14 protein-coding genes are annotated in these 14,043 nt (G+C 69.1%); 3 read left to right on the top strand and 11 right to left on the bottom strand.

Annotated features, from left to right (window positions below; all coding sequences use genetic code 11):
- Positions 1 to 11: 11 nt before the first annotated feature.
- Genes ABD225_RS04070 through ABD225_RS04025 form a run of 10 tightly spaced genes read right to left on the bottom strand, consistent with a single transcriptional unit; the run spans position 12 to position 9,383 of the window.
- Positions 12 to 689, bottom strand: a complete 678-nt coding sequence (locus ABD225_RS04070) for a lysophospholipid acyltransferase family protein (protein WP_344081668.1) — start codon at positions 687 to 689, stop codon at positions 12 to 14.
- Positions 686 to 1,399 carry a (d)CMP kinase gene (cmk, locus tag ABD225_RS04065; RefSeq protein WP_344081665.1) on the bottom strand — a complete coding sequence of 238 codons (714 nt, stop codon included), beginning with the start codon at positions 1,397 to 1,399 and terminating at the stop codon, positions 686 to 688. The genes ABD225_RS04070 and cmk overlap by 4 nt, the downstream gene beginning before the upstream one ends.
- A gap of 22 nt (positions 1,400 to 1,421) precedes the next feature.
- Positions 1,422 to 2,558 carry a prephenate dehydrogenase gene (locus tag ABD225_RS04060; RefSeq protein ID WP_344081663.1) on the bottom strand — a complete coding sequence of 379 codons (1,137 nt, stop codon included), beginning with the start codon at positions 2,556 to 2,558 and terminating at the stop codon, positions 1,422 to 1,424.
- On the bottom strand, positions 2,555 to 3,514 hold the full coding sequence (locus ABD225_RS04055) for a pseudouridine synthase (protein WP_344081661.1): 960 nt from the start codon (positions 3,512 to 3,514) through the stop codon (positions 2,555 to 2,557). The genes ABD225_RS04060 and ABD225_RS04055 overlap by 4 nt, the downstream gene beginning before the upstream one ends.
- Positions 3,511 to 4,125: an SMC-Scp complex subunit ScpB gene (scpB, locus tag ABD225_RS04050; RefSeq protein ID WP_344081658.1), complete on the bottom strand. Its 615-nt coding sequence runs from the start codon at positions 4,123 to 4,125 to the stop codon at positions 3,511 to 3,513. The genes ABD225_RS04055 and scpB overlap by 4 nt, the downstream gene beginning before the upstream one ends.
- Positions 4,122 to 5,012, bottom strand: coding sequence for a segregation and condensation protein A (locus ABD225_RS04045; RefSeq protein ID WP_344081655.1), 891 nt, complete (start codon positions 5,010 to 5,012; stop codon positions 4,122 to 4,124). The genes scpB and ABD225_RS04045 overlap by 4 nt, the downstream gene beginning before the upstream one ends.
- Before the next feature lie 11 nt (positions 5,013 to 5,023).
- On the bottom strand, positions 5,024 to 5,914 hold the full coding sequence (locus ABD225_RS04040) for a ParA family protein (protein ID WP_344081652.1): 891 nt from the start codon (positions 5,912 to 5,914) through the stop codon (positions 5,024 to 5,026).
- 31 nt (positions 5,915 to 5,945) lie between these two features.
- The gene (xerD, locus tag ABD225_RS04035) at positions 5,946 to 6,881 is read right to left on the bottom strand and encodes a site-specific tyrosine recombinase XerD (RefSeq protein WP_344081649.1); all 936 of its coding nucleotides are present in this window, start codon (positions 6,879 to 6,881) and stop codon (positions 5,946 to 5,948) included.
- A gap of 27 nt (positions 6,882 to 6,908) precedes the next feature.
- Complete coding sequence (locus ABD225_RS04030) at positions 6,909 to 8,573, bottom strand: DUF349 domain-containing protein (protein ID WP_344081646.1); 1,665 nt, start codon at positions 8,571 to 8,573, stop codon at positions 6,909 to 6,911.
- A 3-nt stretch (positions 8,574 to 8,576) separates the two neighbouring features.
- A complete protein-coding gene (locus ABD225_RS04025) occupies positions 8,577 to 9,383 on the bottom strand; it encodes a peptidylprolyl isomerase (RefSeq protein WP_344081643.1) in 807 nt (268 codons plus the stop codon).
- A gap of 65 nt (positions 9,384 to 9,448) precedes the next feature.
- On the opposite strand from ABD225_RS04025, the gene ABD225_RS04020 reads away from it, so the two are divergent.
- The 3 genes from ABD225_RS04020 to ABD225_RS04010 all read left to right on the top strand — a co-directional run bounded on the left by ABD225_RS04020 (position 9,449) and on the right by ABD225_RS04010 (position 12,716).
- Positions 9,449 to 10,156: an MBL fold metallo-hydrolase gene (locus ABD225_RS04020; protein WP_344081640.1), complete on the top strand. Its 708-nt coding sequence runs from the start codon at positions 9,449 to 9,451 to the stop codon at positions 10,154 to 10,156.
- On the top strand, positions 10,153 to 11,487 hold the full coding sequence (gene hisS, locus ABD225_RS04015; RefSeq protein ID WP_344081637.1) for a histidine--tRNA ligase: 1,335 nt from the start codon (positions 10,153 to 10,155) through the stop codon (positions 11,485 to 11,487). The genes ABD225_RS04020 and hisS overlap by 4 nt, the downstream gene beginning before the upstream one ends.
- A 149-nt stretch (positions 11,488 to 11,636) precedes the next feature.
- A complete protein-coding gene (locus ABD225_RS04010; RefSeq protein WP_344081634.1) occupies positions 11,637 to 12,716 on the top strand; it encodes an IS110 family RNA-guided transposase in 1,080 nt (359 codons plus the stop codon).
- Positions 12,717 to 13,048: 332 nt separating this feature from the next.
- On the opposite strand, the gene ypfJ is transcribed toward ABD225_RS04010, so the two are convergent.
- On the bottom strand, positions 13,049 to 13,966 hold the full coding sequence (ypfJ, locus tag ABD225_RS04005; RefSeq protein ID WP_344081631.1) for a KPN_02809 family neutral zinc metallopeptidase: 918 nt from the start codon (positions 13,964 to 13,966) through the stop codon (positions 13,049 to 13,051).
- Positions 13,967 to 14,043 lie beyond the last annotated feature (77 nt).

Here is a 14,043-nt window from a genome sequence, read left to right as displayed (position 1 = left end):
CACGCCAGCCGTCAGTCCCACAGGTCGGGCGGCACATCCTCAGGCAGGGGTATGCCGTGCTCCCGGGATGCCGCCGCAACGTGCGCCGCGAGCCCCTCGCGGATCTGGTCCGCGACCAGTTGGACGCGACGGCGCCCCGGCACGCCCTGTGGGATGTCGAACGCCAACGCTTCCCCGAAGTCCACGACCAGCTTCGAGCGCGGCGCCGGCACCGAGTCCGCGAGCGCACCCGTGGCCCGCGTGCCCAGACAAGCCGTGGGTATGACGTCCGCCCCCGACTGGATGGCCAACCAGGCCACTCCTCGCTCGGCATCGGCGAGGTCCCCTCGCCCGCGCGCCCCCTCCGGGAAGATGCCCAGCACTCCCCCACGAGACAGGACGTCGAGCCCGGCATGCAGCCCGGCCCGGGCGCCACGATCCATCGCCAACGGAATCTGGCCCGAGGCCCGCAGGATCGACCCAACCCAGCGCTCAAAGGACTTGTCATAGACGAGGAAGTGCACCGGCCGCGGCGCGAGCCCGACGATCACGGCGCCGTCGAGGAAGCCGGTGTGATTGGCCGCGAGGATCACCGGGCCCGAACGGGGCACATGTGCGGCGCCGACGGAGCGACCGGCATACAGCGTGCGGAAGATCGCCGCACCGACCGGCCGGGCCCAGCCGGCCCGCCACGAGTCGGGGCTGCTCACGCCGGCGAGCCGCCGGCGGCCGCGCACTCCAGGCCGGCGGTCACGATGGCGATGGCTGCCGCGACACTGCCCTCGAAGTCCAGCTCGGAGGTGTCGAGCAGGACCACGCCATCGGCGGCCTGGGTGAACTGCGAGACGGTCGAGTCATCGCGGTCCCGCCGCACGACCTCATCATGGGTGGCCGCGACCGTCGCCGCATCGGCGCTGCCATGCAACTGGGTGCTGCGTCGGGCCAGCCGCGCCGCCTCCGAGGCGGTGAGCAGGATCCGCACAGCGGCATCCGGCGCGACGACCGTCGTGATGTCCCGGCCCTCGGCCACCACGCCGCCGAAGTCGTCGGCGATCAACTCGATCAGGTCGCGTTGCGCCTGTTGCAGGACGGCGCGAACCCCAAGATTGGTCGCGACGGCGGACACAACGCCCGACACCTCGCTGGTGCGGATGGCGTCGGCGACGTCTTCGCCGTCCAGTTCCACGGTGGTCTCCGTGGGATCCACCCCCAGCCCGAGCGGCAAATCCTCCGCCGCCGCGACGACGGCCTCCTGGTCGGCGAGATCGACGCCGGTGCGCAGGCACCACAGCGTGACGGCGCGATACATCGCGCCGGTGTCGAGATAGCCATAGCCGAAGTGCGCGGCCACGGCTTTGGCGACGGAGGACTTGCCGGAGCCGGAGGGGCCATCGATGGCGACGACGACAGGATCGGACATGGCGGCAGCGTAGTGGTCGGGCTCAGGCATGAATGCGCCAGCCACGCCCGGTGAGCCATTGCGCCAATTCGCCGGCGACGGCCGGCAGGACGGAGAGTTCGAGTTGCCCGAAGGGCTGACCGAGGTTGTGCTCGAGGTTGAGCTCTTCGAGGTTGATGCCGGCGTCGCCGACATCCTGGAAGAGCCGCCCGAGCTGGCCAGGTTGGTCCGGGATCAAGACGGTGACGATGCTGTATGCCGCGGGCGCGGCCCCGTGCTTGCCCGGGATCCGCGCGTGGCCGGTATTGCCTTTCGCGATCGCCGTGGCGAGCACCGCCCGCGCGCCGGGAGCCTCGATCCGGCCGTCGGCGCTGGTGCCCGTGGCCAGGTCGTCGAGGGCGGCGACGACCTGTCCGAGGTCGTCGGCGAGGCCCCGCAGCACCTCAGCCACGGCCCGTGCGTTGCCGGTGAGGATCTGCGTCCACAGCACCGGATCGCTCGCTGCGATGCGGGTGACATCGCGAATCCCGGTTCCGGACAGGCCGACGGCGTCCTCGCTGAGGTCGGCGAGCCGAGCGGCGACCAGGCTCGCGGCGACCTGCGGAACATGCGAGACCGCGGCCACCGCGGCGTCATGCTCGGCGGGTGTGAGCAGGCGGACGACCGCACCGGTCGCCTCGGCGATGCCGCGCACCAGCGCGACGGCCTCGTCGCTGCTCGCCTCCCCAGCAGTCACGACCCAGGGGCGCCCCTCGAAAAGGTCGATCCGTGCCGCGATCGCCCCGGACCGCTCTCGACCGGCCATCGGGTGCCCACCGACATACCTCTCCAGGCCCTGCACGCCGGTGGCCACGAGCTCGGCCTGCACGATCTCCTTGACCGACGCGACATCGGTGACCACCGCATTCGGCCACTCGGCCAGCGCGGCCGTGATGACCTGCGCCGTCACATCCGGCGGAGTCGCGACGACGACCAGGTCGACCGGATCGCCCGCCCCGAGGCGGGCACCGCTTAAGTCCGAGGCCAGCGCCTCATTGGTCGGCGAGGCGTCGGCGACGCTGACAACGACCCCGGCCCGCACGAGGGCCATGGCCAAACTGGTGCCGATCAGGCCTGAGCCGATGATGTGCACGCGCTGCGGCAGCACAGGCGCAGGCAGCCGCCGGCGCTCAGCGCTCACAGACCCACCGCGTCATACAGCGCGCTGATCTCCTGGGCACTGAGGGCGCGGAACTTGCCGGCCTTGGTCGCCCCGAGCCGCACCGGACCGAACTCGGTGCGCGCCAGCGCGACGACCGGGTGGCCAACGGCCTCGAGCAGGCGCCGCACGATGTGATTGCGACCCTCGTGCAGCACCACCTCGACGACCGCCTTGCCGGGGAAGGAATCCACGAGCTTGAAGCTGTCGACGCTTGCGGGCCCGTCGTCCAACTCCACCCCGGCGCGCAATTGCTTGCCGAGATCGCGCGGCACCGGGCCGGGAATTTGCGCGACATAGGTCTTCAGCACGCCATAGGACGGGTGGGCCAGCCGGTTGGCGAGCTCACCGTCATTGGTGAGCAGCAGCAGGCCTTCGGTGTCCGCATCGAGCCGACCGACGTGGAAGAGTCGCTCGCGGCGGCCCGCGACATAGTCCCCGACGCACGGCCGGCCGAGATCGTCCTGCATCGTCGTGACGACGCCGAGTGGCTTGTTGAAGGCGAGATAGACCTTCTCCGGGTCGGTCTGGACCCGCACTCCGTCGACATGGATCAGCTGACGCGACGGATCGACCCGCACGCCGAGCTCCGTGACGATCTGCCCGTCGACCTCGACCCGACCCTCGCTGATCAGCTGCTCGCAGGCTCGGCGCGAGCCGATCCCGCACGCGGCGAGCAGCTTTTGCAGTCGGATGCCCTCCGGATCGTGCACATCGATCTGCGGCCGTGCCGGCTCCTTGGGTATGCGGGTCGGCTGGCTCTTCTTGGTCGTCCCGGCATGCTGTGGTCCCCGCCGCCGCCCGGGTATGCCGCCCGTCCCGCCGCTCGGCCCTCCGGACCGGCCACCGCGCGCACCGCGGCCACCGGCGCCGCTGCTGCCGCCGCGACCACCGCCGCCACTGCTGCTACCGCCGCCGCGGGGCTTCGGGGGCGTCATGCGCGTCCCTGTTCGGCGAGTTCGTCCAAGACATCCACCTCGGGCAGATAGGGGGCCAATGCGGGCAGCTCGGCCAGATCACGCAGGCCGAGTCGTTCGAGGAAGTATCCCGTGGTGCCATAGAGCAAGGCACCGGACTCCGGCTCCGACCCAACCTCTTCGATCAGGCCGCGGGCAAGCAGAGTGCGCACGACGCCATCGACATTGACCCCACGTACCGCTCCGATCCGTCCCCGGGAAATCGGTTGGCGGTAGGCCACGACGGCCAAGGTCTCCAGGGAGGCCTGCGTCAGCTTGGCGGTCGCGCCCTCGAGGATGAAGCGCTCGACGGCCGCGGCATACTCTGGGCGGCTGTAGATCCGCCAGCCGCCGGCGACCTCGCGCAGGGCGAAGCCGCGGTCCGCATACTCCTGCTCCAAGGTGGCGAGGTGGCCCAGCACCTGCTCGAGCGTCACCTCCAGGGCGGTCGCGAGGGCGACCGGGGTCACTGGCTCGTCGGTGACCATGAGGATGGCCTCGATGGCCGCCTTCGCACCGCCGGGCATGGCGTCGATGTCCAAAGCCAGCGGTCCGTCGTCGGTCTCCTCCGGAGGCACCGGGTCCTGCGTCATGACTGGTCCTTCCTCGCCGGTTCGGCGGGGATGTCGTCGAATTCGTCGCTCACGGAGATCTCGCCCTCATCGCTGCCTGTCCAGCGAATCGTCAACTCCCCCAAGGCTTCTGCTTGCTCGAAGGCGATGCTCGCCTCGCGATAAAGCTCCAGCACCGCGAGGAAGCGCGCTACGATGACCAGGGTCGACTCGGCATCGGCGACCAGGGTGCGGAAGGTCGCCACCTGGGCGCGTCGCAGCCGCATGCCGATGATGGCCGCCTGTTCTTGGACGCTGACGGCTGGGGCGTGCAAGTGGTCGAGTCCGACCGTCGGCGCGGCCTTGGGGGTCAGGGCCCGGGCCGCGACCATCGCCAATTGTTCGGGGGTGATGCCAAGGACGAGTTCGGGCAGCAGGGCGGCATACCGCGGGTCGATGCCGGCCCGACGGGCCACCATGGCGCGGTTGACCGCGAGACGCTCCTCGAAGTCGTGGGCGATGTGCTTGAAAGCGCGATATTGCAGCAGCCGGGCGAAAAGCAGGTCCCGAGCCTCGATGAGCGCGAGATCCTCCTCGTCCTCGGGATCCAATTGCGGCAGCAGCCGGGCCGCCTTCAGATCCAGCAAGGTCGCCGCGACCAGCAGGAACTCGCTGGCCTGATCGAGATCCCAGTCGCCGCCCTCGCGCATCGTGCGCAGGTGCGCGAGGAACTCATCGGTGACCTTGGCCAGCGCGATCTCGGTGATATCGAGTTTGTGTTTGGCGATCAGGCCGAGCAGCAGATCGAAGGGTCCCTCGAAATTGTCGAGGTGCACCGAGAAAGAGTTCTGCGGAGCTCGGCGCGTGATGACCCCGCCCGGCACGGCCTGCGCGTCATAGGCCTGCGTGGGCAGGAGGGACTGGCTCACCGGCGCGGCCTCTAGGGGGCGCTGCCGCGGGCGATCAACTCGCGGGCGAGTTGACGGTAGGCATTGGCGCCCGAGTGTGCGCTGGCATAGCTCGTGATGGGTTCGGCCGCCAGGGTCGCGTCCGGGAACTTCACCGTCCGGGAGATGACGGTATGCAGCACCTGGTCCCCGAAGTGGGCCACCACCGACTCCACGACCTCGCGCGAGTGCAGGGTGCGCCCGTCATACATCGTCGCGAGGATGCCGTCGATCTGCAGGCGAGGATTGAGCCGGTCGATGATCTTTTCGATCGTCTCCACGAGCAGGGCGACGCCGCGCATCGCGAAATATTCGGTCTCCAGCGGGATGAGCACGCCGTGCGCGGCCGTCAGGGCGTTGACGGTGAGCAGCCCGAGCGAGGGCTGGCAGTCGATGAGGATGACGTCGTAGTCGTCCATGACCGGGCGCAGCACGCGGGTCAGGACTTGCTCGCGGGCGACCTCGCCGACGAGCTGGACCTCGGCCGCGGAGAGGTCGATATTCGCGGGGACGATGTCGATATTGGGCGTGCGCGTGTGCTGGATGACTTCGCGGATGTCGTGCCCGCGCTCGATCAGCAGGTTGTAGATCGTGACGTCGAGGTCGTTGCTGTTGACGCCCAAGCCAACCGAGAGCGCGCCTTGCGGGTCGAAGTCGACGAGCAAGACCTTGCGGCCATATTCGGCCAGCGCCGCGCCGAGGTTGATCGTCGTCGTCGTCTTGCCAACGCCGCCCTTTTGGTTGCACAAGGCGATGACGCGGGCCGGACCGTGGCTGGTCAGCGGCGCAGGCGCGGGGAAGGCGGGAAGCCGGCGCCCGGTCGGACCGTACTGGCCGATCTCGGCGTCCTCGGTGCCGGGCAGATGCTGCTCGGTTTGCTCCACCCGGTGACCTTATCAACTAGGCCGCTCGCGCTCAGCGGGCGCGTGGGTGGCTCCCGGCATACACCTCCCGCAACTGGGCGATCGTCACCTTGGTGTAGATCTGCGTGGTTGTGACCGAGGCGTGGCCGAGCAGTTCCTGGACGATCCGCACGTCCGCGCCGCCCTCCAGCAGATGGGTGGCGAAGGAGTGCCGGAGGGTATGCGGAGAGATCGCCTCCCCCAGGCCGGCCCGGTCGGCGGCGGCCTTGAGCAGGCCCCAGATGCCTTGCCGGGTCAGCCGGCCGCCGCGCTGGTTGAGGAAGAGGGCAGGGGTGCCGCGGCCCTGGACCGCGAGGGCCGGACGTGCGCGGGTGCGATAGGCGTCGAGGGCGACGGCGGCATACGACCCAAGCGGAACGATCCGTTCCTTCTCGCCCTTGCCGCGCAGCCGCAGGATCTCCCCGTCCCGGTCCAGGTCGTCCACATCAAGAGTGACGACCTCGGAGACGCGGGCGCCCGCGCCATACAGGACCTCCAGGACCGCCCGGTCGCGCAGGGCGGCCGGGGTGTCCCCCACGGCGGCCGCGTCGAGGAGGGCCTCGACCTGATCCAGCGGGATGGCTTTGGGCAGGCGCAGTGCGGCGCGCGGAGGGACGATGGGCTTGGCCGGGTCAGCGCTCAGGTCCCCCTCGATCGCGAGGAAGCGGTGGAAGGCGCGGACCGCGATCAGCGCGCGGGCGGAGGAGGAGGCGGCGAGCGGCGGGTGGTCCTCGTCGCCGGTGCGCAAAGCCGCGAGGTGATCGCTGACGTGGGCGCTGGTCACGTGGGCGGGGTCGGTGATGCCCAGGGCGTTCAGGCGTGCCACATAGCGCGACACATCGCGCTGATACGCGGCGAGGGTATGCCGACTGAGCCCGCGCTCGACGTCGAGGTGGGTCAGCCAGTCCCGCAGGGCCCGATCCAGCGGGTCTGTTGTCGCACCTAGCATGACTGGACCCGGCGGGGCGAGGTGGGCTTAGCCGAACTCGGCCAGACCGCCGCGAGCTTGGTCGAGCCAGGCGCGCTGTGCATCCAACTTGGCCTGCACGTCGGCGATCTTCTTGGCATTGCCCTTGGCCTGGGCATCGGCGAGATCGGTCTCCAGTTTGGCGACCGAAGCCTCCAACTGGGTGGCGAGCGACTGGGCTCGGGCGGTGACTTCCGGATTGGTCCGGCGCCACTTCTTGTCCTCGGCCTCGCGGATCGCGGCCTCGATGCGGCGCAGGCCCTTTTCGGTGCGCTCGATGTCGGCGCGCGGCACCTTGCCGGCGGCCTCCCAACGGTCTTGGATGCCGCGCAGTGCGGACTTCGCCGACTCCAGATTGGTCACCGGAAGCAGCTTCTCGGCTTCGGCGAGCAGGCCCAGCTTGACATCGAGGTTCTTGCGGAATTCCTCGTCCTCGGCCGCAACGACCTGGTCCTTGGCCGCGAAGAAGCTGTCCTGGGCGGCCTTGAAACGGGCCCAAAGGGCGTCGTCCTCGGACCGCGAGGCACGCCCCGCGACGCGCCACTGGTCCATCAGCCGCTTGAAGGCGCCTGCTGTCGGGGCCCAGTCGGTGCTGGTCGAGAGCTTCTCGGCCTCGGCGACCAGCTTCTCCTTCGCGCCCTTGGCGGCGCCGCGGGTCGCCTCGACCTCGGCGAAGTGGCTGCGCCGGGCCTTGTCGAAGGAGTTGCGCGCCTTGGAGAAGCGCTGCCACAAGGCCGCCTCGGACTCCTTGTCCAACCGGGCGCCCGAGCGCTGCTGCTCCTTCCACGAGTCCAGGAGGGAGCGCATGGTGGCACTTGAGGTCTTCCACTGGACCTTCTCCAGCGGCTGCGCGGCAATCGCCTCAGCCTCGCTGACCAGTCCTTCGCGCACGGTCAGCGCTTCGGCTCGGGCGGCAGCGCGGGCGGCGGATTCGGTTTCGCGGCGGACGCTGATCTGGGACTCGACACCCTCGACAAGGGTGTTCAAGGCGGCGAGGTCGCCGACGACATTGGCCTCGCCGATGTGCGTCCGCAGGCCCGATAGGCCCTCGGCGAGATCCTTGCTCGTGACCTCCGGCAGTCCGGCGCGTTGGTGCAGCAGGTCGGCGGCGGCATACAACTCGTCATACTTCCGGGCGAAGTACTGCAGTGCGTCGTCCGCCCCCGCGCCGGGATAGGACCCGACGGCCCGCTCGCCCTCGCCATCGCGGACATAGACCGTGCCGTCCTCGCCGACGCGGCCGAAGCGCGCCGAATCCGACGGGGTGTGGGCCTGGACCACGGACGCGGCCGGTGGCTTGGGTCGGGCCGCGAACATCTTCGGGCTGGGCGCCGCGGGGGCGGCGGCCGGTGGTGGGGCCTGGGCCTCGGACGCCTGCGCGACCGGCTCCTCGTCGGGCGCTTCCTGCGCGACCGGCTCCTCGTCGGGCGCTTCCTCGGCCACCGGCTCGGCAGAGTTCACATCGGCCTCGGGTGCTGCCTCGGGCTCCTCAACAACGAAATCGGTGACCGATGCCTCGGCCGTCGGCTGTGCAGCGGCGCCCTCGACCGTGTCCTCTGCCAGTGCCGCGGTGGATGATTCCGCCTCGACGGCGGGCTCTGCGGGCGCGGTCAGCTCGACCTCTGGGGTCGGGTCGGTCGGCTCGGCACCCGGGGTGCTCGGGTTGTCGGTCACTGCTCAGCCCTTCGTTTCGGTCGTCACCGAGAGCGTACTGATCGGCAGCGCCGGCGCGACGCCGTCCGTTCCAACCCCGCCCGCGGCGATCTTGTCCACAATATCCATCCCCGCCGTGACGGTTCCGAATATGGAGTAGCCGCCGCCATCGGTCGGCAGGTCGGAATCCTTGTAGACGATGAAGTATTGACCGCCATTGCTGTTCGGGTCATCGGTTCGTGCCATGGCGACCGTGCCTCGCGGATACGTGCCGTCAGCCGGCGGGTTCTCGATCCCGTAGCCGTACCCAGGATTGCCCGAACCGCCTCCGGTGGGGTCGCCGCACTGCAGAACGAAGATGCCTTGCACCGTGAGCCGGTGGCAGGGCGCATCCTTCCAATAGCCGACCTGCGCTAGTTGGACGAAGGACGCCACGGTCTTGGGTGCCTTGGCCCCGTCCAGCGTGAGTTCGATTGTGCCGCAGTTGGTTTCCAGCTGGGCGACGACGGTCTTGCCCGTCACAGCGCTCACCTCATCCGCGCTCGGCGCGCTCAGCTTGCCCTCGGTATTCGGCACCGCGGGAGGAGCCGTGCAGCCGGCCGCGAGCGAGGCAGGGGCCGCTGAGGTCGAGGAGGACGAGGCGCCAGCGGACTTGTCGTCCTTGCCCAGTTTTCCGGCCAGCAGAATGAAGCCGCCGATGACCGCAAGCAGCGCGACCACCACCGCCGCGACCTGCGCATTCCTCTTACGTTCCGCCTCTTGGCGCACCAGATTGGCCTGCTGACGTTCATACCGCCGCTTGGCCCGAGCGCGCTCCTGCTCCTTCGTCACGCGCCACAGTGTATGGAGCCGCGCGGGCACGACCGCGCGATAACCGCCGGATAGGGTCGGGCCTCGTGTTCATGTTGAGCTTCCCGGCGGCCGCCTTCGCGACCAATTGCTATGTCATCGCCACAGCCCCCGGTCAGGAGTGCCTGGTCGTCGATCCGGGCATCGGGGTGCTCGATAGCCTGCAAGCGGTCTTCGCCGAACACCGATTGCGTCCCGCCGCCGTGCTCCTGACCCACGGCCACCTGGACCACGTCTATTCCGTCACTCCGGTATGCGGTGGCGAGGCTCCCGCGGTGCTTCCGGCATACATCCACGAGCAGGACCGCTATCGCCTCCAGGACCCGATCCGCTTGCTCGACCCCATGCTCGTGTTGGCCTTTGAGCAGCAGTTCGGCGCGAAGGCGACGTGGAGCGAGCCGAGCGAGGTCGTCACGGTCGGAGATGACGAGCGAGTCAGCATTGCCGGGATCGACCTGCGCACCCTGCATGCCCCCGGCCACACCGAGGGCTCAGTGATGTTCGGGATCGAGGCGGTGCCGGGCGGCATACCCGAGGGCCTGGATCGCACGATGCTCACCGGTGACGTCCTGTTCGCCGGCGCGATCGGGCGCACCGACCTGCATGGCGGCAGCGACGTGGCGATGCAGAACTCGCTGCGCGAAGTGGTCTATCCGCTGCCCGACTCCACCCTGCTGCTGCCCGGCCACGGCCCGGCGACCACGATGGAAAGGGAGCGCGCCACCAATCCGTATTTGCGAGGATTGCGCCCGTGAGCAAGATCGCCCCGATTTCCGGTTTCCCGGAGTACTCCCCCGCCCAGCGCATCGTCGAACAACGCTTCCTCGACGTCATCCGGGAGACCTTCGAGCTTCACGGTTTCGCCTCGATCGAGACCCGCTCCATCGAGCCGGTCGAGCGGCTTGCGAGCCAGGGCGAAGACGCGGATAAGGAAATTTATGGCGTGCAGCGCCTGGCCGACGGCGCGAGCGACGCGAAGTGGGGGCTGCACTTCGACCTGACCGTGCCCTTTGCGCGCTATGTCCTCGAGAATGCCGGGACCCTGGAATTTCCGTTCCGCCGCTATCAGATCCAGAAGTCGTGGCGCGGCGAGCGGCCCCAGGAAGGGCGGTATCGGGAGTTCACGCAAGCGGACATCGATGTCGTCGATGTCGGGGCGTTGGCGCCGCACTTCGAGGCCGAGATGCCGCTGGTGATCGCCGATGTCTTCGCGAAGTTCCCAATCGGTGAGTTCGTCATCCGGGTCAACAACCGCAAGCTCGCCAATGGCTTCTATGCCGGGCTGGGCATCAAGGACTTGCAGGGCACGCTGCGCGCGGTCGACAAGCTGGACAAGATTGGTGCTGAGGCGGTACGTGCGCTGCTCCTGGAGCGTGGCCTGACGGCCGAGCAGGCCGACGGCTGCCTGCGGCTGGCGCAGATCAGTAGCGTCGACACCTCCTTCGTTGAGCAGGTTCGCACGCTCGGCGTGTCGAATCCGATGCTCGACGAGGGGCTGGAGTCGCTGGCGCAGGTCGTCGAGTTCGCTGCCGCGAATGCGCCGGGCAAGGTGGTGGCCGATCTGAAGATCGCCCGCGGCCTCGACTACTACACGGGCACCGTCTATGAGGTGCAATTGGTCGGGCGCGAGGATTGGGGCACCGTGAGCGCGGGCGGCCGCTATGACGCCCTCGCCTCCGACGGCCGCACGACATACCCCGGGGTCGGCATCTCGATCGGGGTCACCCGCATCCTCGGGCTGCTCTTCGGCGCCGGCGAACTCAGCGCCTCCCGCTCCACCCCGGCGGCCGTGCTCGTCGCCGTCAACGACGAGGCCGGGCGGGCCAACTCCACGGCCATCGCGACCGCGCTGCGGGCCCGCGGCATACCCTGCGAGGTCGCGCCGAAGGCGGACAAATTCGGCAAGCAGATCCGGTATGCCGACCGCCGCGGCATCCCTTACGTCTGGTTCCCCCGCGACGACGGCGACCAGGTCAAGGACATCCGCTCCGGCGATCAGGTCGCCGCCGACCCGGCCACCTGGTCCCCGCCCCCTGCCGACCTGCGCCCCGCCGTGCTGGCGGCCGGGGTCGGCGGGGTCGACTAACCTCTGCTAGACGGTATGGGGGTGCCCCCGGGTTGGGGGTTGCGGGCCGGGGCCTCGCGCACAACGCTCGTGGGTTACCGAGCGGAGGGTTTCTCGGCTCGGCCTATCCGACAATGTGGGAGGCCCCGGTGAGTGGTCATCGTACGAGTGTGGGTTTGGATGTGCATGCGCGGTCGGTGGTAGCGGCGGCGTTGGATGGTGCGACGGGTCAGGTGTGGCAGGCCCGGTTCGGCGGGCCGCATGAGGTGGATCCGTTGCTGGCGTGGCTGGGCGAGCTCCCGGGGCCGGTGGCGACGGTGTATGAGTCGGGTCCGACGGGGTTCGGGTTGTATCGGGCGTTGACGGCGGCCGGGGTGACGGCGTCGGTGGCGGCCTCGTCGAAGTTGTTACGGGCTCCGGGTGATCGGGTCAAGACCGATCGTCGGGATGCGTTGTTGCTGGCGCGGATGCTGCATTTGGGTGAGGTGACGCAGGTCGTGGTGCCCAGTGTCGCGGTCGAGGATGCCCGGGAGTTGGTGCGGGCTCGTGAGGACGTGCGCGGGGTGTTGCAGGCGGGGCGGCAGCGGCTCTCGAAGATGCTGTTACGGCAGGGGCTGCTGTATCCGGGGGCGACGACCTGGACGGTCGCGCATGATCTGTGGCTGCGTCAGCAGTGGCGTGAGTTCCAGCGCTCGGGCGGGCCGGGGCTCGCGGCGGCCTTCGAGGACGCGTACACCGGGATGATGCAGGCTAAACAGCGTCGTGACGCGTTGGATGTCCGGATCCGCCAGGCCGCGCTAGAAGGCGAGTTTTCAGACCTGGTGACCCGCCTGTGTTGCCTGCGCGGGATCGACCTGATCACCGGGCTGGCGCTCGTGGTCGAGATCGGGGACTGGGACCGGTTGACCGGTGCCCGGATCGGGTCGTATCTCGGGCTCGTGCCCAGCGAGTACTCCAGCGGCGCCTCGCGTGCTCAGGGCGGGATCACCAAGACCGGGAACAGCCACGCCCGCCGGCTGCTGGTGGAGGCGGCGTGGCACCACAAGAAGCCGTACCGGCCCGGTCCAGCGCTCCAAGCCCGCTGGGCCAAAGCACCCGGCCCGGTGGTCGCCCGAGCTGACCAGGCGAACCGACGCCTCAATGGTCGCTGGGCAGCATTCGAGGCGCGGAAGAAGAAGCGCACCACCGCGGTCGTCGCGGTCGCCCGTGAACTCGCCGGACACGCCTGGGCGTTGGCCGTCATGGACTAACGTCCGCCACGCGTTTCGTTCTCGCCCAACCCGATCCGGGAACCCGGTAGCGCCGGGAGCACCCCACGATTCTGCTCTGAGCAGCCCCCGCGGCCACGCTCGCTCTTAGACCCGTGGCAAGGCTCCCTTCGAAGCACCGTCCTGCGGTAACCAACCCGCGCATATCAGACTGACAGCGCCGTCGACAGACACGCCGACCCCCCGGACCCAGCCCGAGAACGAATAGAGCGCCGCCGAGCAGCCAGCCCGGCGGCGCTCACCCCTGCCCCTTGACAAACACACCCCCCATATCAGCAGAGGCTTCGTGGGAGCCCGGCGGGCCGACGCGTCACTCAGAGCTTGTCGACGGTCTGGGTGTTGGGGTCGTTGACGCTGAAGGTGTTGCACTTGTTGATGTCGGAGGCCTTCATGCCCTGGATGAACCAGCGCTGACGGGCCTCGGACGAGCCGTGCGTCCAGTTCTCGGGCGTCACGCGGCCCTGGGTCTTGGCCTGGATGTTGTCGTCACCGACGGACTCAGCAGCCGACAGGGCGTCGCGAATGTCGGTCTCGGTCAGCGGCTTCAGGAAGGTGTTACCCTGCGCGTCCTTGGTGGTGGAGGCGTGCTGCGCCCACATGCCGCCGAAGCAGTCCGCCATCAACTCGATGCGCACGGCACCGGAGTCCTCGCCCTTCGGGTCCTGCTGGGCGCGGCCGAGCAAGCCGAGGACGTTCTGGATGTGGTGGCCGTATTCGTGCGCGACGACATACTCCTGAGCGAGCGGGCCCGTTGAGGAGCCGAACTGCTGCTCGAGGATGTCAAAGAAGCTCGCGTCGATGTAGATCGACTCATCGAGCGGGCAGTAGAACGGCCCGACCTGGTTTGAGGCGGTGCCACACGCCGACTGGGTGGCCTGGGTGTAGATGATGGTCTTCGGCTCGCGGAACTGTTTGCCGTAGCGGGGCAATTCCTCCGACCAGAAGGCTTCGGCCGAGTTGACGGTGCCGACGATGCGGCACTCGACATATTTGTTGGCGTCCGCGCCGGTCTTGCACTGTTCCTTGATCGCGCTGGAGTTGACGTCTTGCGCCCCGGTGTCCTGGGTGGTCCCGCCCGGGAGTTGGCTCGGATCGCCGCCGAGCAGCATCGTCAAGATCGCGATGATCAGGCCGAGGATGCCACCGCCGACGACCATGCCGCCGCGGCCACCGCCGCCCCCGCCACCGCCGACCGAGGAGGTGTCCAGTTGGACGTTCTCGTTGAAACTCATGCAGGGTGACCTTTCGCGGCCCGGGAGCCGGTTCGGCCCCATGGTGATGGCGCTCTAGACTAACTGGCTGGGTGCTC

The sequence above is a fragment of the Nostocoides veronense genome (assembly GCF_039531185.1).
GTDB classification, from domain to species: Bacteria; Actinomycetota; Actinomycetes; order Actinomycetales; family Dermatophilaceae; genus Nostocoides_A; species Nostocoides_A veronense.
This window is presented reverse-complemented; position numbering and strand designations above follow the sequence as displayed.

Bases quoted from the DNA above. Each gene is read 5' to 3' on its own strand.
- cmk (WP_344081665.1), bottom strand. From the start codon at position 1,399: ATGTCCGATCCTGTCGTCGTCGCCATCGATGGCCCCTCCGGCTCCGGC.
- xerD (WP_344081649.1), bottom strand. From the start codon at position 6,881: ATGCTAGGTGCGACAACAGACCCGCTGGATCGGGCCCTGCGGGACTGG.
- ypfJ (WP_344081631.1), bottom strand. From the start codon at position 13,966: ATGAGTTTCAACGAGAACGTCCAACTGGACACCTCCTCGGTCGGCGGT.
- ABD225_RS04055 (WP_344081661.1), bottom strand. From the start codon at position 3,514: ATGACGCCCCCGAAGCCCCGCGGCGGCGGTAGCAGCAGTGGCGGCGGT.
- scpB (WP_344081658.1), bottom strand. From the start codon at position 4,125: ATGACGCAGGACCCGGTGCCTCCGGAGGAGACCGACGACGGACCGCTG.